Source organism: Aeromonas sp. 600276, from assembly GCF_049175815.1.
Lineage (GTDB): Bacteria > Pseudomonadota > Gammaproteobacteria > Enterobacterales > Aeromonadaceae > Aeromonas > Aeromonas dhakensis.
Map to the genome: position 1 here is coordinate 32945 of NZ_JAAKVU010000011.1, position 20232 is coordinate 53176.

The 20232-nt window shown below is 54.1% G+C and carries 15 protein-coding genes; 14 read left to right on the forward strand and 1 reads right to left on the reverse strand.

The annotated features are described in order from the left end of the window. The first annotated feature begins 46 nt into the window (after positions 1-46). From G5134_RS12385 to G5134_RS12425, 9 genes are all read left to right on the forward strand, one after another. Positions 47-868 carry a glycosyltransferase gene (locus G5134_RS12385; protein WP_197495581.1) on the forward strand — a complete coding sequence of 274 codons (822 nt, stop codon included), beginning with the start codon at positions 47-49 and terminating at the stop codon, positions 866-868. After that, complete coding sequence (locus G5134_RS12390) at positions 865-1977, forward strand: glycosyltransferase (RefSeq protein ID WP_156559742.1); 1113 nt, start codon at positions 865-867, stop codon at positions 1975-1977. Before G5134_RS12385 ends, G5134_RS12390 begins: the two co-directional genes overlap by 4 nt. Next, complete coding sequence (locus G5134_RS12395) at positions 1977-3185, forward strand: hypothetical protein (RefSeq protein WP_156559745.1); 1209 nt, start codon at positions 1977-1979, stop codon at positions 3183-3185. Before G5134_RS12390 ends, G5134_RS12395 begins: the two co-directional genes overlap by 1 nt. 137 nt (positions 3186-3322) lie before the next feature. After that, complete coding sequence (locus G5134_RS12400; protein ID WP_082969906.1) at positions 3323-4390, forward strand: DUF1972 domain-containing protein; 1068 nt, start codon at positions 3323-3325, stop codon at positions 4388-4390. 52 nt (positions 4391-4442) lie between these two features. Further along, a complete protein-coding gene (gene wecA, locus G5134_RS12405) occupies positions 4443-5480 on the forward strand; it encodes a UDP-N-acetylglucosamine--undecaprenyl-phosphate N-acetylglucosaminephosphotransferase (protein WP_065016985.1) in 1038 nt (345 codons plus the stop codon). 341 nt (positions 5481-5821) lie between these two features. Next, positions 5822-6904 (forward strand): LPS O-antigen chain length determinant protein WzzB, encoded by a 1083-nt coding sequence (locus tag G5134_RS12410; RefSeq protein ID WP_231939751.1) that lies wholly within the window; start codon positions 5822-5824, stop codon positions 6902-6904. A gap of 108 nt (positions 6905-7012) precedes the next feature. Then, positions 7013-8728 carry a PglL family O-oligosaccharyltransferase gene (locus G5134_RS12415; RefSeq protein ID WP_065016986.1) on the forward strand — a complete coding sequence of 572 codons (1716 nt, stop codon included), beginning with the start codon at positions 7013-7015 and terminating at the stop codon, positions 8726-8728. Between the two features lie 132 nt (positions 8729-8860). After that, a complete protein-coding gene (locus G5134_RS12420) occupies positions 8861-9514 on the forward strand; it encodes a YceH family protein (protein ID WP_017765643.1) in 654 nt (217 codons plus the stop codon). A 223-nt stretch (positions 9515-9737) separates the two neighbouring features. Beyond that, positions 9738-13577 (forward strand): DEAD/DEAH box helicase, encoded by a 3840-nt coding sequence (locus tag G5134_RS12425; protein ID WP_065016987.1) that lies wholly within the window; start codon positions 9738-9740, stop codon positions 13575-13577. Positions 13578-13691: 114 nt separating this feature from the next. On the opposite strand, the gene G5134_RS12430 is transcribed toward G5134_RS12425, so the two are convergent. Continuing rightward, the gene (locus G5134_RS12430) at positions 13692-14585 is read right to left on the reverse strand and encodes a DNA replication terminus site-binding protein (protein ID WP_065016988.1); all 894 of its coding nucleotides are present in this window, start codon (positions 14583-14585) and stop codon (positions 13692-13694) included. Positions 14586-15089: 504 nt separating this feature from the next. Here G5134_RS12430 and G5134_RS12435 point away from each other — a divergent pair. The 5 genes from G5134_RS12435 (at position 15090) to G5134_RS12455 (ending at position 20061) form a co-directional block, all read left to right on the forward strand. Next, positions 15090-15299, forward strand: a complete 210-nt coding sequence (locus G5134_RS12435; protein ID WP_005302810.1) for a DUF1127 domain-containing protein — start codon at positions 15090-15092, stop codon at positions 15297-15299. A 284-nt stretch (positions 15300-15583) separates the two neighbouring features. Next, on the forward strand, positions 15584-16609 hold the full coding sequence (astE, locus tag G5134_RS12440; protein WP_065016989.1) for a succinylglutamate desuccinylase: 1026 nt from the start codon (positions 15584-15586) through the stop codon (positions 16607-16609). Positions 16610-16889: 280 nt separating this feature from the next. After that, on the forward strand, positions 16890-17981 hold the full coding sequence (gene pdhA / locus G5134_RS12445) for a pyruvate dehydrogenase (acetyl-transferring) E1 component subunit alpha (protein WP_017782312.1): 1092 nt from the start codon (positions 16890-16892) through the stop codon (positions 17979-17981). Beyond that, positions 17978-18964 carry an alpha-ketoacid dehydrogenase subunit beta gene (locus G5134_RS12450; RefSeq protein ID WP_065016990.1) on the forward strand — a complete coding sequence of 329 codons (987 nt, stop codon included), beginning with the start codon at positions 17978-17980 and terminating at the stop codon, positions 18962-18964. Before pdhA ends, G5134_RS12450 begins: the two co-directional genes overlap by 4 nt. Further along, the gene (locus tag G5134_RS12455; RefSeq protein WP_017778578.1) at positions 18961-20061 is read left to right on the forward strand and encodes a dihydrolipoamide acetyltransferase family protein; all 1101 of its coding nucleotides are present in this window, start codon (positions 18961-18963) and stop codon (positions 20059-20061) included. The genes G5134_RS12450 and G5134_RS12455 overlap by 4 nt, the downstream gene beginning before the upstream one ends. Positions 20062-20232 lie beyond the last annotated feature (171 nt).

The following is a 20232-nucleotide window of genomic DNA, read 5'->3' on the forward strand; positions in this document are numbered from 1 at the left end:
ATCGTTTTCTCATATATGAGCATTTCAGAAATGTATGGAATATAGGATGGGTAGGATGGTTTTGAATCAAAAGTCCAAATTGATATTTTTGGTTGTTATATACAATAAAGTTTTAGAAAACATCCAATCCATCAGTTCATTTATGAGTCCACATAATGATTTGGATGCACTTTATGATAGAGAAGTCATTGTATGGGACAATAGTACTATAGACATGTATAGAGATAGAAATAAATATTTTTCTATCCGGGAGGGATATAACTATTTTTCTGAGAAAAAAAATTGTTCTCTTAGCTATATTTATAATAAAGTAGTGCATGAAAATTCTTTTGATTATATCGTCATATCTGACGATGATACCTGTTATGATATTATTTATCTTTCTCAGTTATATTCATTTGTTAAAGAAAGATACTTGGTTGCAGTTCCACAAGTGTACTCTCAAGAACGTCTTTTTAGCCCAGCTAAGCTTGGTATAATAGTTGGAAAACATATTTCTTCTGTACAATCGGGGCCTAATTATGGGCTTATTGCGATTACAAGTGGCGTCATTATAAAGAAAGAAGTTTTTGAATACCACAATGTAAAGTTTGATGAAAATCTATCATTGTATGGTATTGATACAGATTTTTTTATTCAAATATCCAATAAAATCATCCCGCTTTTTGTATTAGATGCAAGAATATCACACGATCTTTCGATGGAAAGTGAATCTTCAAAGTCTGAGTCAAGTGAAGTTAAAAAATTTAGGTTTGAAAATAATAAGAAAGCCACTATTTATATAAATAAAAAACGCTCTTTTTTTATTTTTCTCCTTACTAAGATATATTATTTCTTATATGAGAACATTAAAGGGAGGAAGTTTTGAAAAAATATTTTCTTTGCCATCTTTATGATGATTATAGTGGTAGTCCTAAAGTATTATCACAGTGTTTAAACGTGTTAGATGAGAACGGTATAGATAACGTTGTTTTTATAGGTAGTGGTAGTTATGGATTCATATCGGATCAGGCCTTAAATATAAAAAGGTTTTTCTATAGACGTTCAACGTACAAGATACTTACTTTTTTTCTTTATCTGGTTAGCCAGCTTTCATTATTTTTAAAACTATCACATGCTCTCATTAAAGAAAAAAAAGAAAAGATTGTTATTGTTAATACTATGCTTCCGTTTGGGGCGTCTCTTGCCGGTAAACTGTTTGCGGATAGTGTGATTTTATATTCTCATGAGGTCTCTATATCTCCCGAAATTTTAAAAAAAGTAATTTTATACATTCACTCCAAAACAATATCAAAATCTTTTTTCGTATCACAATATACCAAAGATATGCTGGATAGCTACTTAGGTTATAAGCCAAGCTCAATTATTTATAATACACTATCTGAGGATTATCTGAATGGGCATTTATTGGATGAGCGTGAGCTTCGTAAGAAATGGAATGCTAAAAAAGTGGTGTTATTATCTTCATTGAAGAGTTATAAGGGTATTCCTGAGTTTATTAATCTTGCTTCATCGCTGGAAAAATCGGGATGCTCTTTCTTGCTGGTGATCAATGATAAGCAGGAAAATGGTGATAGTTTTTTCTCTGAATTTATATTGCCTAGCAATCTATATATATTATATCGGCCGGAAAACATTATTGATATTTATAGAGAAGCTTTTCTTGTGGTTAATCTATCTCGTAAAAATGAGTGGGTGGAAACTTTTGGTCTAACTTTGATCGAAGGGATGTCTCAGTATAACCCTGTCATTGCTCCAGTGATTGGGGGGCCTGTAGAAATAGTATTTAATGGATTTAATGGTTATCTGATTGATTCTTCAAATGCGGTAGATCTGATTAGCTGCACTCATCGTCTGTCACAAGAGTATGAGCATTGGAAAGCTCTTGCAATAAATGCTCGTCACCGCGCAGAGAAATTCAATTATAATGAGTATAAGAATAGAATTATTTCTGAACTTGGGGTTTTTACATCGTAATGGACGTAAGCGCTTTCTTAAATATTCTCTACCTTGTCTTTCCATCTGTTATTGTTTTTTCTTTTCTTTTGCAAAGAAGGCTTGAGGGTGTGGTATTAATATTTTTTACTATTTTTACTGCATATTATGATTTTATATTTTTAATGCTAAAGGTTGAGCTTGGTTATTACCAGCCACTTGCAGTAGGCGCTCTTTATGATGTATTTGTGTTGATGTTTTTTTTAAAGTCACTGCTAGTGAATGCTGAAAATAAAAATTTTAATGTGAAGTTATTATTGATGTTCACATTATTCATTATATCTAATGGCCTAGTTCATTTTGGTGTTAGTGATGTTGTTTCAGGTTACAGATCTTACGTGTCAACATTATTCTTGCTAATTGGGATTCTAATAACAAAGCCAAGCCTAGATTTCAAATATTACTTGAATGCATTAATAGTTTTTGTTTTTGTACCAAACATTGCATATGCAATGTATCAAATGGAATATTATAAATCGTTGGAGAGCTTCTGGTTTTATAGAGCTTATCAATTTTTGGATTTAGAAGTCATGCCATGGGATTTTTTCAGAAATGAAATGCTTCGCCCTTTTGGATTTTTTACCAGTACCTTAGGATTAGGATTTTTATCCCTATTGGTATTTATGGGTGCATTCTATTATTATAATGGCCTTGCAAAATACTTGCTGATGGCAAGTGGTTTTATAACAATTATATTGACTGGCGTTCGGGGAATATTGCTATCATTAATAATATTCTTGTTTATGTATGGTATATCTTATATTAGATATGCTTCATTTAAAAGATATATTTATCTTAGTTCTCTCCCTGCATTGTTCATTATTACTCTAGGTGCTATCTATTTTGGTACTGATGAGCCATCTGCGTTACATAGATTGACCCAGTGGAGAAACGTTTTCTATTTTTTATATTCTAATCCTTTCGGACTTGGCGTCGGCAGCGCTGGGCAAGGGTTAATGGTATGGCCTGATTCCCAATTTATTTCGTACCTATATATGGGTGGCATTATTAGTATAATGATATTTTTTTATTGCTATTACAATGTTATTAAATGCCTTTGTCAGAATGGATTTGCAATATCATTATTTATTAGTCTATGTTATCTCTGTCTTTTTCAGAACATAGGGTATTATTTTGTGTGGATATTTTGTTTCTATATATTATCAATAAGTAAGGTTAAATATAGCTAATTTTCTTGCTCCGTGAAGTAGTTTATGGTGCCACCTTGGAAATATAAATCTGTCATGATGTAGTTGAAAGTCATCCAGCTATTTCTTTAGTAGTGGTGTTTGTCTATGCATAGAGTTATCTGTCGAGTATATAATAAATGAACTGCCGAAAAGAGATAGAAGTTTATATTATCGGTACTGTTGGTGTTCCAGCGTGTTATGGTGGGTTTGAATCTTTAGTACAGAATTTGGTCGATTATCAATCCAAGGATATAAAATATAAAATATTCTGCTCTAGTGAATCCTATATTCATAAACATAAACTATATAAGAATGCCAGTCTGTTATATCTCCCACTGAAAGCAAATGGTGTTTCTAGTATTGCCTATGATATTCTCAGCCTTATTTTTTGCCTTTTTAAAAAACCTGATGTAACGCTTATACTTGGTGTTTCTGGTTGTATCTTTTTACCAATATATAAAGCCTTGAGTAATTCAAAGATTGTTGTAAACATTGATGGTTTAGAATGGAAAAGGGAAAAGTGGGGTAAATTAACAAAAGCTTTCTTGAAATTATCAGAAAAAATTGCTGTTTTATTTTCTGATACGGTTATATCTGATAATCAAGCAATAGCAGATTATGTTAAGTCTGAGTACGGTATAGAAAGCGAAGTAATTGCATATGGTGGTGATCATACTTTATTAGAAGGTCACGAGATACCCTCAACAAAGGAAGATTTCTTTCTTTCTATCTGCCGTATAGAGCCAGAAAACAATGTAGCAATGATATTGGATGCATTTTCAAAAAGCTCAGCAAAATTGCGTTTTGTTGGCAACTGGAATGCAAGTGCTTATGGGCGCAGCTTGAGGGAGGCATATTCTCAATATAATAATATTGAAATAATTGATCCTATTTATGATATCGAAACTCTTTTTGAATTAAGATCTCAGTGTAAGGGATATATACATGGGCACTCTGCTGGTGGGACAAATCCTTCATTAGTTGAGGCAATGCAGTTTGGAATGCCTATTTATGCTTTTGATTGTTCCTTTAATAGGTATACAACTGGAAGTCAAGCGTTATACTTTACCAATAGCGAGTCTTTGCAGTTCTCACTGGACGATGATAACAATTATGCTTCGGGTGACATAATGAAGAGAATTGCAAACGAAAAATATCAATGGGCTTATATTTCTTATAGATACGAAGAAATTTTTACTAAGTAGTAGATAACTTTAGCCATCGCGTATTGTTGTTGCACTCTTAGGGCGCTTAAGTATGTTATATATAATATTCTTTATTTTTTCGTTCTTGATATTGTTTTTCACTAGGAAGTTAGCAAAAAAAGTAAATTTGGTTGATCGACCTAATGAGAGAAAGCTACACCAAGGTCTTGTGCCTTTGGTGGGAGGAATTTCAATTTATCTAACACTTATGTTAGCATTATGGTTTAAACCTGAATTACTTACCAACTCGGATATCTATGTGCTCTGCGCATCAATCTTAGTGATGATGGGCGCCATTGATGATAAGTATGATGTTGATTATCGCGTCAGGTTAGTTGTACAGATTCTTATCTCTTGTGCGATGATTTTTGCCGCCGGTCTTTCTTTAAAAAGCATTGGTCATATACTCTTGAATTATGAAATTAATTTGGGACCGTTTGGCTATATCGTGACTATTTTTGCTGTTCTGGGTGCGATTAATGCTTTTAATATGGTAGATGGCATTGATGGTCTATTAGGCGGGTTAACTATGGTAACCTTTGGTGCATTAGCTTATATTCACTACGCTGATGGGCAATTGCCATTAGCCCGTTTCTGCCTGTTAATGATGATCGTAGTGATACCCTATATTTGCCTCAATCTGGGCTTTCCCTTCGGGGGGCGAAATAAGGTTTTTATGGGGGATGCTGGCAGCATGTTGATCGGTTTTACCGTGATTTGGGTGTTGTTGCAAGGCACTCAGGGGCCAAAAGCACAGATGACCCCAGTTACCGCACTTTGGCTAATTGCCATTCCATTAATGGATATGACTTGCATTATGGTGCGGCGTATCCGTAAGGGCGTTTCTCCTTTTAAACCTGATCGCGAGCATCTACATCATATTTGTTTGCGAGCGGGACTATCATCCCATCAGGCGTTGGTTGTAATCTGCGGTCTTGCCATGTTTCTGGCCATTATTGGCATAACTCTTGAATATAGTGGCGTGCCAGAATGGATTAGTTTATTGTTGTTTTTACTGATTTTTTTATTATATTACCAGTTACTTAATAATATCTGGCGAATACTGGCGAAAATAAGGTTGAAATTATAAGGTAGTCTTGCTGATGAGTCCGCATCTTTATCTATCAACTTGAGCTATTTCTATTGTTTGATGTTGCTGGAAAGAGGCCGTTTATGTGAAGGGAACTATATAAGTAATCTAGCCATCCTAATTTACTCTGCCTCTACGAGCAGTTAACGACTTTTGATACCTGAATGATTTTGGGGGATTGAAAAACTTCTGGTGCACCAAATGCTATGTTCCCTAATAAAAATAGGTCATATGCGACACAGGCCATTGAGTTACTACTCTTCGGGAATGCGCCACTGTGCTATCTAAACAAAGACCATCACGTCCCTTCTTTGAAAATTACTTCATTTTTAGAGTCCATTATGAAAGAACAGATATTCGATAACTCAGGCAATCAGTTGCCTCAGGGTTGGCAAGCCTCTTCTGGCGATGAAACCGACCTGCGCGAACTGCTCATGGTGTTGTGGCGCCAGAAAGTCCTCATCCTATTAGTATCAGGAGTATTTGCCGCGGCAGGTATTGCTTATGCCCTGCTGGCTCCTCAGGTTTGGGTCAGTCAGGCTGAGATCAAGTTGCCCACACTCAAAGAGGTAGAGTCACTTGAGCTCAATATTAACCAGTTGATGAATGCTCAGGTGCCTGCAACGGCTTTCACTTCCTTTGACAAAAAGGCGCTCTATGTTGACTTCGTCGACAATTTCAATAGCTTCAATAACAAACGCCAGTTCTTGGTTGAAAGGGGTTATCTGGATGCCAATGCCACTAAGAGCGGGATCACCGACTCGAAAGGAAAACGGATGTTGCTCAAGGCGATGGCTGAGGGGATCAATGCCAAGGCCTCAGATAAGTTGCGTGAGGACGTCACCCTTTCTTTTGCTGCCGAAACGGCAGACGATGCCAAGTTACTCTTGGAGCAATATATAACCTTTATTCAGCAGCAGGAGTCGTCGGCTAAGGGCAAAGAGCTCAACACTATCTGGCAAAACCGTATAAAGACATTGCAGACCCAGTTCGATAGTGCCAAGGTCGATACTCTCAAAATGTTGCAGGACGATATCCTGCGTACCGAATACAGTCTGCGAATCAGTCGGGCTGCAGGGCTGGAGGCACCAATACAGAATCTGCAGAATCAGGGTAGTCTTGCCATTGATCTCGGAGCTCGCGCCTTGGCCGAGAAACTCAAAGTGCTAAAGGAGATCAAAAACCCCGAATTCTTGAACCCGACGTTGAGCGGCCTGCGTCTACAATTGGGTAGCCTTCAGGCTATCAAGCTCCAGGATCTGCCGTTCCAGTCTTTTTCCTATCAGTCCTCTCCAAATGAACCATTGAGTCGTGACAAGCCCAAGCGTCCCTTGGTCGTAGCGCTAGCCACCCTACTTGGCGCCATACTAGGTGTCGGTATTGTATTGATGCGTCATGCTTTTCGCCGGCCAGAACAGGTATGATGACAAAATGAAATAATAAACGGGGGGCCATGGCCCCCTTTTTTGATGTTTGCATCAGCGCCACTGACGTATGAACATTGCTCAACAACATAAAGGGGATCAAGGAAGATGACCAATACGGGTCTCTTTGCTGCCGTCAGCGCGCTCTACTGGTTGCTGGGTATGCATTTTTTCATGCACAACCCCGGTGGGGCCGGGCTCTATCTGCCGTTCAACGCCTGGGGCTGGATCTTCGCCAGCCTGGTCATCGGGTTGGGACTGTGGCGGGTGACGCTGCAGCAGCGGCTGGTATTCTCCTTGTTGCAGGGCTGGCTCTGGCTCGGGGGATTGTTGCTGCTGCTGCCCATGGCCTATCCCGGCTTTGAACTGAAAGACTACGCCATTCCCCGTTTGCTGGGGCTGTTCGCCGGTCTGCTGTTTCTGTTCTGTCTCTATCAGTGGCAGCTGGTGCGGGCTTCCCGTGACCGGTTGATCTATCTGCTGCTAGGGGCGGTGGCCATCGAGGCTCTGCTGGGCCTGGTGCAGTACTACCTGCTGGTGCCGGGCAACTGGATCGGCTATGACACCCACGCCAACCGCCCCTACGGCATCTTTCAACAACCCAATGTGATGGCCAGTTTCATGGCGACCGGACTTGTGCTGGCCAGCTGGCTGGAGCTGCGTGGCAATCCCCATGTCTGGCTGCGTGGGTTGCGCTACGGGGTGATCCTGGCTGCCAGCCTGCTGTTGGTGGTGCTGCAATCCCGGGTGGGGCAGTTGGGAGGCTTGCTGGCGCTGTTGCTGCTTGTACCCCAGTTACATCGACAAGGTTTGTTGGTGCGAATACTCTGCTTGGTTTTACTTGGCGTTATTGTCGGACTGGCTTCCCAATATTGGGTGGCAGGTTCCAACCGGGGGATGAATGAATATATCTCTGGTGGAGCACGGTCAGATATCTGGCCCTTTACTTTACATTTACTTCTTCAACATTGGTTACTGGGGGTTGGGTATGGTGGATTTGAATCCACATTCTTTCACGCCTACACAGAGGCCCGGCAAGTAGATCCAAATGTTGGCATGGTTATTTACAACCTCGATCACCCCCACAACGAGTTCCTCTACTGGGCTGTAGAGGGGGGGATAGCCCCCATGCTGGGCATGGTGCTGATGGGCGCTGCCCTGCTGTGGCGGGCGAGCAGGGCCGGCTGGCGCAAGGGCACAGCCCTGCTGGCGCTGGTGACCCCCATCCTGCTGCATACCCAGACCGAATACCCGCTCTACCACGCCATCGCGCTCTGGTGGGCCTTGCTGATGCTGCTGTACGTGCTGGACGCGGAAGTGGAGGAGGAGCTGCTTGAGGCAGGACGAGCCAGCTGGCGCGAGCATGTCTACCGCCCCTGGCTGTTATTGCGTTTTACCGCCATTGCCATCCCCCTGTTGGTGGTGCCCTTCATGTTGACGGCGCTACACACCGCCTGGGTGGTGACCAAGTACGAGCGCGGCGGCTACAAGGAGCCGACCCTGCTGCTCGATGTCATCAATCCCATGGCCTGGTTGACCCGGGTGGAGTTTGACGTCAACTCGGTGCGGCTGGCGGTGGGCCTGCAGAGCAACAACAAGGCGGAGCTGGAGGCCTATCTCGACTGGGGGCAAGCCTTCGTGCAGCATACGCCGAGGGCCAACATCTACGCCAACATGGTGATCGCGCTGGATGCGCTGGGACGCAAAGAGGAGGCGCGGGCCCTGCGCAGCGAAGCGCTGGCACTCTACCCGGCAGATCCCTTGCTGATTGGCACGGCCGCCAAATCCGTGGCCACGGCGCTGGAGCGCAAGCCCTCCTCCTGACGGTGGCGGGGCGGTTGTGCGATGTTTCATCAACTGCCCCATCGCCTCGCAAAAATGGCGGCCACTGCTGGACGGCAGAGGCGCCATGGCTAAGATAGTGGCCTCAACGTCTTGCTTAGTAGGGAGTATGAAATGGAGTTAGTGCTTGGCCCGTTGGAGGCCCGCGTGATCGGCTGTCTGATCGAAAAAGAGATCTGCACCCCGGATCAATACCCCCTCTCTCTCAATGCGCTGGTCAACGCCTGCAACCAGAAGAGCAACCGCGAGCCGGTGCTCGAGCTGTCCGAGCTCGACATCCGGGCCGTGGTGGATGAGCTGATCCGCAAGCGGCTGGTGGTCAATACCGCCGGCTTCAACGCCCGGGTTCCCCGTTATCAACACCGCTTCTGCAACACCGAGTTCGGCGAGCTGAAGTTCACCGCCCAGGAGCTCGGCATTATCTGCGAGCTGCTGCTGCGCGGCCCTCAGACGCCGGGTGAACTGCGCTCACGCACCAACCGGCTGTGCAGCTTCGATGACGTGACCGAGGTGGATGCGGTGCTGGCAACCCTCATCGAGCGTGGCCCCTATGTGGTCAAGCTGCCGCGCGAGCCGGGCAAGCGGGAGTCCCGTTACGCCCACCTGTTCAGCGGCGAGGTGGATCTGCAGGCGCTGGCCGAGGCGGCCCCCGTCGGCAACTATGCATCGCCGGCGGCGGACAGGCTGAGTGCGCTGGAAGAGGAGGTCGAGAGCCTCAAGGCGCAGCTGCAGGCGCTGGCCGAGCGTCTGGCCCGGCTGGAAGGCTGACGCCAGAACAGGATCTTTTCCAAGAGGCGCTACGGCGCCTTTTTTTATGGCCGCGTTTCCCCGTCAGGGCTGCGGGGGCGGCAATGACGGGTTGTCTGCGTCCCGTCGTCATGGTCGGCCCGACCAGCAGGCGCCAGCTTTTTTGCGTTATTTCGCGCTTAAGGGTCGAGCCGCAGTCGCTTTCCCGTTAAAATTCCGCTTTTGCACCGGCCCGTGAGTCTCGATGTCTGCGTCCACTCTCTCTTCAGATTGTTATGCCCTGCTTGGCGAGCTGCAGTTGCAGCGCACCGCCAGTACCCGCTATTTGCAAGAACAACTGCCATCTGGACAGGCCCTGCCGGATCGGCTCGGTCAGTTGCAGCAGCAGGGGCTGGTTCGCCAGCGCGGGGAGCAGCAGTGGAGCCTGACGGCGGAGGGGACGCTGGCACTCATCCTGGCGGTGCGCCGCGGCGACTGCCCCATGCCGAACTGGGCACGGGTGCCGTCGGTCACCGGTCAGGAGATGGCCCAGGCGCTGGTGCGCGAGCTCTGTCTGGGAGAGGCCGGGCAAGTACCCGCTTACTATCTGGCGGCCGACCTGCTGAGTCTGCTCGATCTGCCCGACGCCCAGCTGCTGCTGGCCGGCTCGAGCCCGCAGTGGCAGCGGTTGCTGATGCAGCACTTTGCCCTGCAGACCCTGCTCGATGCCGAGCCCCACCCGCAGTGGCCGCTCACCCCGCTTGCCCAGCACTGTGCGCCCGAGCTGGCAAGTTTGACCGAGGGCTTTGCCGCCGAGTGGCAATGGCTCTGCGGCGAGCCGAGCGGGGAAGCGACCACTTACTGGCCCGCCCTGCAGCAGTTGGCGGAGCAGGAAGACGAGCAGCCGCTGGCCGAGCGCCTGCTGGCTGCGCTGGGTGCCTGGCAGGCGTCAGCGGACGCGACGGGCGCGGGTCAGTGGCCTGCCACCTTCAGTGCCCTGCTCTGGCTGGGCTGGTTGCAGCAGGCGGATCCCGTGCTGGCCAGCGAGCAGCGCAAGAAGTGGCTGCGCACTTTGGCCAATCAGTTCCCCCTGCTGGCCGATCTGCTGGGACAGTGGGCAGGGGAGCGCCACGGCCAGGCGGTCGGGCTGTTCGACACCCTGCAACTGCCGCTGGAGGAGCTCCATTGGGGTTACCTCTGGCTCGATCTCTGTGCGCTGGCCCGGCACGGCGAGCAGAGTCCCCAGGTGGCCATCCTGCACAAGTGGGATCTCTCCCACGTGCTGGAGGCCGCGCCCCGCCACCGCTTGATGGCCTTCTGCCAGGATCTGCTGCGCCTGATGCTGGGGCAGGGGGCAAAACGCGCCCCGCTGCAGCAGCTGCGGGCCGCCGGGCAGGATGAGCAGGGGAGTGCGCCTGAAGATGAGGAGAAGGCTCCCGCCTCGGCCAGCTGGCTCAACTGGCTGCAGGGACTGGGCCGCTCCAGCGGCGTGCGCAAACCGCAGGAACGACTGGTCTGGCTGCTTCACGCCGAAGGGCCCGAGCTCGAGTGCAAGATCCAGAAACAGAGCACCAAGGGGGAGTGGACCGCCGGTCGCCGGGTCGATCCCGCCCTGCTCTCCACCCAGTACGCCGCCCTGCTCGACGAAGAGGACTGGGCGCTGGTGCGTACCCTGCCGCGCAACATGGGGCGGCTGCCGCGCGAGGTGTGGGCACCGCTGGCCAACCACTCCCGTTTGTTCAATGCCAGAGGGCAGAAGCTGCAGCTCGCCATCACGGCGCCACTGCTGCAGATCGTGGCCACCGAGCAGGGCATGGGGGCCGTGTTGAGCCCGGCTGCAGCCGCACGCGGGGCGCATATACTGCCGCTGGCGCAGGATCTGTGGCAGCTCATCCTCACCCCCCAGGCCCTGCAGGATCGCCTGCCGGCGCTGGAGGCCATTCCAGACCTGCCGGCCGAGGGACTGGCTGAGTTGCAACGCACCCTGGATGCCATCCCGGATCTGCCCTGGCACAGCCAGGTGGCGGGGCTGCACGGCAACGCCGAGCTGACGCCCTGGCCCGGTGTGGCCTCGGTGCAGCTCGACTGGCAGGATGGCCAGCTGGCAGTCAGGCTGGTGACCCGGTTCGAGGAGCTGCCGCCGCTGCCCCTTGGCAAGGGAGAAGCCATCGTGCGCCAGGGGATCAAGGATGATCACTACTGGCAGCGGGATCTGGCGGCCGAGCGGGGCGAGGCCCAGCTGCTGCGCAACCAGCTGCCCATCGAGCTGCCGGGCAGCGAATGGCGGCTCGAAGGGGAGCAGGCACTGGCGCTGGTCAACGCCTTGCCGGAGCTGGTGGATGCCGGCGTGGTCATTCACTGGCATCAGGACAGCGCACGTTTGAAGAGCCTCGATGAGGCGGCGCTGAGCCTGCGCATCGAGCGGCGTCAGGACTGGTTCCAGGTGGAGGGGGTCCTCTCCCTCGATGAGCACCAGATCCTCGATTTGCGCCTGATCCTGCGCCAGCTGACGCCGGGCCAGCGCACCGTCCAGCTCGACGAGAAGACCAGCCTGATGCTGAGCGACAAGCTGGTGGAGCGGCTCACCATGCTGGGGGCCATGCTGGATGACGAGCAGCGCATCAACAACAAGCTGGCCTATCCGCTCACCCGGCTGCTCTCCGTCATCACCACCGAGGGGGATGCCGCCTGGCAGAACCTTCAGCAGGAGTGGCAACAGGAGGTGGCGTGCCCGGACGAGTTGATGGGGCCGCTGCGGGACTATCAGAAGGAGGGGGTGCGCTGGCTGGCGACCCTGGCCCATCACGGTTTCGGTGCCTGTCTGGCCGATGACATGGGGCTGGGCAAGACATTGCAGGCCCTCATCGTGCTGCGCATGCGCCAGCATCTGGGGCCGGCCCTGGTGGTGGTACCCAAGTCAGTGGTCACCAACTGGCAGGAGGAGGTGGCCCGCTTCGCCCCCGAGCTGGAGGTGGTGGTGTTCGACAACCCCGCCGAGCGGGAGGGGATGGTGCGCGAGGCAAAGGCGGGGCAGATCATCCTGCTCAACTACGGCATGCTCGGCAGCCTGGCGGAGGCGCTCAAGTCGCGGCGCTGGTCCAGCATGGTGCTGGATGAGGCGCAGCAGATCAAGAACGCCGGTACCCAGCGGGCCAAGCTGCTGTTCCAGCTCGACGGTGATTTTCGGCTCGCCCTCTCCGGCACCCCCATCGAGAACCATCTGGGGGAGCTGTGGAGCCTGTTCACCTTCATCAACCCTGGGCTGCTCGGCAGCCTTGGCGAGTTCAAGCGCCGCTTTGGCAAGGCGGTCAAGGATCCCCAGCACATGGCGCTGCTGCGGGCGGTGATCAGCCCCTTCATCCTGCGCCGGCTCAAGCACCAGGTGCTGACCGAGCTGCCGGACAAGACCGAGATCATCCACCACATCAGCCTCTCCCCGGCGGAGCGCCAGCTCTACGAGGCGACCCGGCGCGAAGTGGTGCAGCAGGTGCAAAGTGCCGATGGTCGCGCCCTGATGCACGTGCTGAGCGGCCTGACCCGGCTGCGCCGGCTCTGCTGCTCGCCCCAGCTGGTGATGCCGGAGTGGGCCGAGGCCAGCAGCAAGCTGGACGAGGCGATGGCGCTGCTGGAGGAGGCCATCGACGGCGGTCATCGGGTGCTGGTGTTCAGCCAGTTCGTCGATCTGCTGAGCTTGCTGCGCACCCGCATCGAGCAGCGGCAGTGGGATTATTGCTATCTGGATGGTGGCTGCTCGGCCAAGGCGCGGCAGGATTCCATCCTGCGCTTTCGCCACGAAGCGGTGCCGCTGTTTCTCATCAGCCTCAAGGCGGGGGGCACAGGGCTCAACCTCACCCAGGCCGATACCGTGCTGCACCTCGACCCCTGGTGGAACCCGGCGGTGGAGGATCAGGCGAGCGACCGGGCCCACCGCATGGGGCAGACCCAGCCGGTCACCGTCTATCGCCTGGTGTGCGAGCAGACGGTGGAGGAGAAGATTGTCGCCCTGCACGACGAGAAGCGGGCGCTGGCCGATGGCCTGCTGAGCGGCCAGTCGGAAGTGCGCGGGCTGGATGTGGAGAGCCTGCGGGCCCTGCTGATGAGCTGACGAGGGGCTGACACGGCGCAAGAAACAAGGGGGAGCATCCTGTGATGCTCCCCCTTGTTGTTGGGCGATACGTGTTGTGAGGTGAGTGGGTTGTGCCTGGTGGACAAGGGCCCCTTAGCCCTGATAGAGGTAGAGGTGGAGCCGCTCTATGACGGGCTCGCCGCCAATCTTGCGATCCTGCCTGGCCTGGCGCAGCTTGGGCGGGTAGTGGCCCAGATGGGTGACGGCCGGCTGGTTGTCCGAGCAGAGCAGCAGAGGCAGGCTCGCCTTGATCTGCTGCTTGCGGGGCTCCCGATCCAGCCAGAGCAGGTTGATCATGGGGTGGGTCTTGACCGGGCGGCGGATCCTAAGCTCTGCATCCGCCGGCAGGCGGCGGATATCGTAGACCTCCTGATCCACCATCTTGCTCCACTCCTCGTTGTCCGACAGCGCCGGAACATAGCGGCGGCTGCGCTCCAGCATCTCCAGCACCTGCTCGCGGCTGAGGCGGTTGATGCTCTGCTTGTCGGCCCAGGTAAAGCCCAGCGAATGCAGGTCACCCTCCAGCAGGGTCAGCTTGCGATAGACCTGCAGGGTGATGACCCCGGGCAGCGCCCTGTGCACCAGCTCGAACTTCTCGTCCCGGCTGCCCGCCTGCTGTACCAGGGCCTTGAAGGTGAGCTTGCACTCATTGATCTCGTCGATCAGCGGTCGCAGCAGCGGGGCGCTGGCGGCGGGCAGGCGCAGCCAGCCCGGCAGGCGATGGGTGGCCTTGGTGGAGCAGCCGGCGCGGGCACAGTGATCCCGATAGGCGGCCAGGGTGGCGGCCAGCGCCTCTTCACCATCGAGGTAGCCCACCGTGATGGTGTCGATGGGCTCGTGCTCCGCTCCCTGCGCGACGGCGGGCAGGGGATAGACGTGGGCTTCCAGCAGCTCCAGCTGCGTCAATTGATCCGCCAGCCTGGCCAGCGCCTCTTCGAGCCGCTCCATCTGTTGGCGCAAGGCGGCGGTGGGGGTGAATGTCTCCATCGGCATATCCTGTGTCGCCCTTGCCGGCCCATGGGGCGGGAAACGGCAAGGCGGTAAAGGTACTGTATAAATAACCATATCAGCCCTGTGCATGCGTGCCAAGTGGGAGCGAGAGGCGGGCAAGGCGATGGGTCACTGGAAGGTAACTGTTGTGTATCAATGTGTTAATTGAAGATCAATGAAAGATCTCTTCATTAACAATTGAATGTAAACAGTCGGTTGACCCTGCTTTTTGCCAAGGACGGGAGTGCATAGCCAGCAGAGGAAACTGCATAGTTAGAAGGGAGCCATGCAGGAGAATATGCTGCAGCCTTTCATTAGGCCCAGAAAAGGTTTGTTAGTCTTTTATAATCAGTATCTTATGTTTATCCCACCACGGACATCAACCATTAGTTTTACTAATGTCTGCTATCAAAATTCGTCAATTGAGTCGGCCATACCCCCTGACTAAGCTTTGCGCAACAAATTTGCACCCGCGCAGACACCCTACAGAGGAGCCATATCATGGCCAACATGACTTATACCGCCGCCGGTTACCAGCATTCCAGCCAACTGAATCTGGTTGCTCGCGTCAAAATGACCGTACTGACCTGGCTGGAACGTAGCCGCAGCCGTCGTCAGCTCTCCGAGCTGCCCGAATACCTGCTCAAGGACATCGGTCTGAACGAAGCCGATCGTTATCAAGAGACCACCAAGCCGTTCTGGCGTGGTTGATCTGCCGGGCAAGGATGCCTCGTTTTTTTGCTGATCCACGGCCGCAGACCGCCGCCGTCACGGGTTGATGGATTGCCCTGTTCATCAGCTGCCTCACGCTGATCGCCTTACCCGATTTCCTCCCTCACGGCTCTGTGCCGACCTCTCTCTGTTCCCCGCGCCCCGATCCTGCTCCTCACTCAAACTTGTAACATTACTGTTTGAATTTGTTTAAAAATTGATTTTAAGCCGAAGCGCCTTGCGTATAATCCGCCCATAGCGTTCCTGACAAAAGGGTGAGATGGATGATTCCCCAGCATGACTTTTTGGCCCTGACCCGCCGCCACGAGTGGCAGCTTGAGCCTTTTTCCTATGCGTTGGCCAATGGCGACAGGGTGAGTGTCTGGGATACCGGCGTGCTCTGCCTCGAGCCCGCCTTCGGGGCCGGTGAGCAACCGGGTGGGCGCAAGGATATCGTGCTCTCCTGCGGCATTCACGGCAACGAAACCGCGCCCATCGAGATCTGCAACCAGCTGCTGACTCGCCTGCTCTGCGGTGAGCTCAAGGCCCGCCATCGGGTACTGTTCCTGTTCGGCAACCCGGCAGCCATGAACCTGGGTGTGCGGGAAGTGGAGGAGAACATGAACCGGCTCTTCTCCGGCGCCCACAGCAAGGGGGAGGGGCTGTGCAACCAGGAGCGGATCCGCGCCATGCGCCTCGAGCAGTATGTGAGCCGCTTCTTTGCCGACGCGGCCAGGCCTCGCTACCACTACGATCTGCACACCGCCATTCGCGGCTCGCGCCACGAGAAGTTTGCCGTCTACCCCTTCCCCCACGAGCGGCCTCACTGCAAGGAGCAGGTACAGTTTCTCGGTGCCTGCGGCGTGCGCACCATTCTGCTCTCCAGCGGCCCCACCACCACCTTCAGCTATTACAGCTCCCATTGCCATGGCGCTCACGCCTTCACGGTGGAGCTGGGCAAGGTGCGTCCGTTTGGCGAGAATGACATGACCCGTTTCATCGAAACCCGGCAGGCGCTGCAGGATCTGGTGACCCGGGATGAGGTGGAGCTGGAGCCCTGGCGAGCGGATGACTTCACCATCTTTGCCATCGATCGGGTGATCAACAAACGCTCGGAGCAGTTTCGTTTCCTGTTTGCCAGCGATGTGGACAATTTCACCGAATTTCCCCAGGGTTTCGTGCTGGCCGAGGATGGCGAACTGCGCTACATGGTAGAGAAACCGCGGGAGGCGGTGGTGTTCCCCAACGCCAACGTGGCCATCGGCCAGCGCACCGTGTTGCTGGTGGTGCCGACCCGGCTGTGGGAGTAACCCGGCGCTACCCCTGATGACAATCTCAGGCTGCCGCCGGCCTTGCCGGCCGTGCAGCTCGGAGCGGGAGCCCCAGGAGCTCCCGCTCCGCCCTGACAGGGAGCCCGACGTGGCTCCCTGTTTCGTTTTCTTTCAGCCGAAAAATCCAGCTTCTTTCTGAAATTAAAGAAGTTTCTACTGGTCTTACCTGGCTAAATCTCATTGCCCTTTGGTTAACAATCTATTTACATTCAAAGGGTCACCTCATGGTGGTGACGTTGACAACGGCAAGGAGCCAGTTATGACCCATGTCGACATCCCTTTCCTTCGTTACCTCGATGAGGAAGGGCGCCCGGTCGCTACACTACCGACCTGGCTGGACAAGGCGATGCTGCACACCTTCTACCGAAACATGGTGATGGTGCGCAGTTATGACAAGAAAGCGATCGCGCTGCAGCGAACCGGCAAGCTCGGCACGTTTCCCTCCCATCTGGGGGCCGAAGCGGTCGGGATAGGCGTCGGGCTCGCCATGCAGCCGCAGGATGTCTACGTGCCCTACTACCGGGACATGCCCACCCTCTATGTGCGGGGCGTGCCCATGGAGAAAAACCTGCAGTACTGGGGTGGGGACGAGCGCGGCAGCGTCTTTTACAAGGCCGACGGTGAACTCTCCGAGGATCTGCCCATCTGCGTGCCCATCGCCACCCAGATCACCCATGCCGCCGGTATCGCCGCGGCCTTCAAACTGCGCAATCAACCCAGGGTCGCCGTGGTGACCATCGGCGATGGTGGCACCTCCAAGGGTGACTTCCTGGAGGGGCTCAACTGTGCCGGCGTATGGCACCTGCCCATGGTGATGATCATCAACAACAACCAGTGGGCCATCTCGGTGCCGCGCAAGCTGCAGTCGAGCGCCCCCACCCTGGCCCAGAAGGGGATAGGGGCCGGTGTGCGCAGTATCCAGGTGGATGGCAACGACGTGGTCGCCGTTTATGAGGCCACCCGCAGCGCCGTCGAACGCGCCCGTAGCGGCAAGGGACCGACCCTGATCGAAGCGGTCAGCTATCGGCTGGGGGATCACACCACGGCCGACGATGCGACCCGCTATCGGGAAGCGGCCGAAGTGGAAGCCGCCTGGGCCAAGGAGCCGGTCAAGCGGCTGCGTCAGTTCATGTTTGAACAGGGCTGGTGGGACGAGCAGCAGGAGCAGGCACTGCTGGCCGAGGCGGCCCGCGAGGTCGAGCGCGCCGTGGCCGTCTATGAAGGAACGGCGGCGCAGGCCCCGGAAACCCTGCTCGACTATCAGTTTGCCGAGTTGCCGAAGGATTACCGCACGCAGCGCCAGCGCATCATCGCCAAAGGCATGCAGCAGCACAGCGGGGAGGAAGCATGAGTGATATGACGTTGCTCGAGGCCGTCAATCTGGCGTTGCATCACGAGATGGAGCGGGACCCGGATGTGGTGGTGCTCGGCGAGGATGTGGGGGTCAACGGCGGGGTGTTTCGCGCCACCGTGGGCCTGCGCGAAAAGTTCGGCTTCAAGCGGGTGATCGACACGCCGCTGGCCGAGGGGCTGATCGCCGGGGTGGCGGTCGGCATGGCCACTCAGGGGCTCAAACCCGTGGCTGAATTCCAGTTTCAGGGGTTCATCTTCCCGGGCATGGAGCAGATCATCTGCCAGGCGGCGCGGATGCGTAACCGCACCCGGGGCCGCATCACCTGTCCCATCGTCTACCGCTCCCCCTACGGCGCCGGCATTCACTCCCCCGAGCACCACAGCGAGAGCGTGGAAGCCCTGTTTGCCCACATTCCAGGGCTGCGGGTGGTGATCCCCTCCAGCCCGAAGCGGGCATATGGCCTGCTGTTGTCGGCTATCCGTGACCCGGATCCCGTGATGTTCTTCGAGCCCGATCGCATCTATCGCTCCATGAAGTCCGACGTGGTGGATGACGGCATCGGCCTGCCGCTGGATGTCTGCTTCACCCTGCGTCCAGGCCGCGACCTCACGGTCGTCGCCTGGGGGGCCTGCATCCAGGAGGTGATGCGGGCGGCAAACCTGCTGGCGGAACAGGATATCCAGTGCGAGGTGCTGGATCTGGCCACCATCAAGCCGCTGGACATGGAGAGCATACTGGCATCGGTGCGCAAGACCGGCCGCCTCTTGGTGGTGCACGAGGCGTGCGGCAGCTTCGGAGTCGGCGCCGAAATCGTGGCACGGGTCACCGAGGAGGCGCTCACCTCCCTCAAGGCTCCGCCCAGACGGCTTACCGGGGTGGACGCCGCCGTCCCCTACTACCGCAACGAAGAGTATTACCTCATCACCGAGCAGGACATTGCCGATGCGGCTCATCAGCTGATGGAGAACCAGTGGCTATGAAATTTTTCAAATTACCGGATCTGGGTGAAGGCTTGGCCGAAGCCGAGATCGTCGAATGGAAGGTCAGCGCCGGCGATACCGTGAGTGTCGACCAGGTGTTGTTGTCGGTAGAGACGGCCAAGGCGCTGGTGGATGTTCCTTCGCCGGTAGCTGGGGTCATCGCCAGGCTGTGTGGTGCCGAGGGGGACATTCTGCACATAGGTGCACCGCTGGTGGAGTTCGAAGGCGGCGAGGATGACGGCACCGTGGTCGGCAAGGTCAACGCTCATCAACAGCATATCGAGGATCACTTCGTGGTGGGCGCCATCGCCCCCGGCGGCGCCCTGGTGCAGGCCATGCCGGCGGTGCGCCTGCTGGCCCAGAAACTGGGGCTCGACATCGAGCGGATCAAGGGCAGCGGCAGTGCCGGCATGGTGACCGAGCAGGACGTGCAGCAGGCGTTCGAGGCCCAGCAGAGCAGCGGCAACGAGTTCCTCAAGGGCTCGCGCCGGGCCATGGCCAAGGCGATGGAACTCTCGCACCAGACGGTGGTGCCGGTCAGCATCACCGACGAGGTGGACTTGCGCCACTGGCGTCCCGATGAAGACGTCACGGTGCGCCTCATCAAGGCCATCGGTGTGGCTTGTCGGGCCGAGCCCTCCATGAATGCCTGGTTCGACGGCGACACCCTGTCAAGACGGCTGTTCAGGGAGGTCAACGTGGCCATTGCGGTGGATTCCAAACATGGGCTCTACGTGCCGGTAATGGAAAACGTGGCCGAGCGGGAAGGGGCCGATCTGCGCCAGGGGCTGGATCGCATGATCGCCGACGTGAAGGCGCGCGCCGTACCGCGCGAGATGCTGCAGGGGGCGACCATCACCCTCACCAACTTCGGCGCCATCGCGGGCCGCTATGCCAGCCCGATCGTGACGCCGCCCCAGGTGGCCATCATTGGCGCGGGCAAGTTGTTCGAGAAGGTGGTGTTCATCCATGGGGAGGCGCGCCCGGTCAGAGCGCTGCCACTGTCGATGACATTCGACCACAGAGCCTGTACCGGCGGCGAGGCGGCACGCTTCCTCAAAGCCCTGGTTCAAGCACTGGAAGCACCTACGCTGTAACGTTTGTGCCCTGCCGTGGCAGGGCACAAATTGTTTGCGTAATCCCCAAAGCCACGTATAATCTCAACCAGCTTGAAAGGGCGATAGTTATGTCAATGAATATGATGTTTTACATCTTTTCCTGTTGTTCATAAGTTAATCCCGTTTTTTGAGCTTTATCCGCTGAAAAGC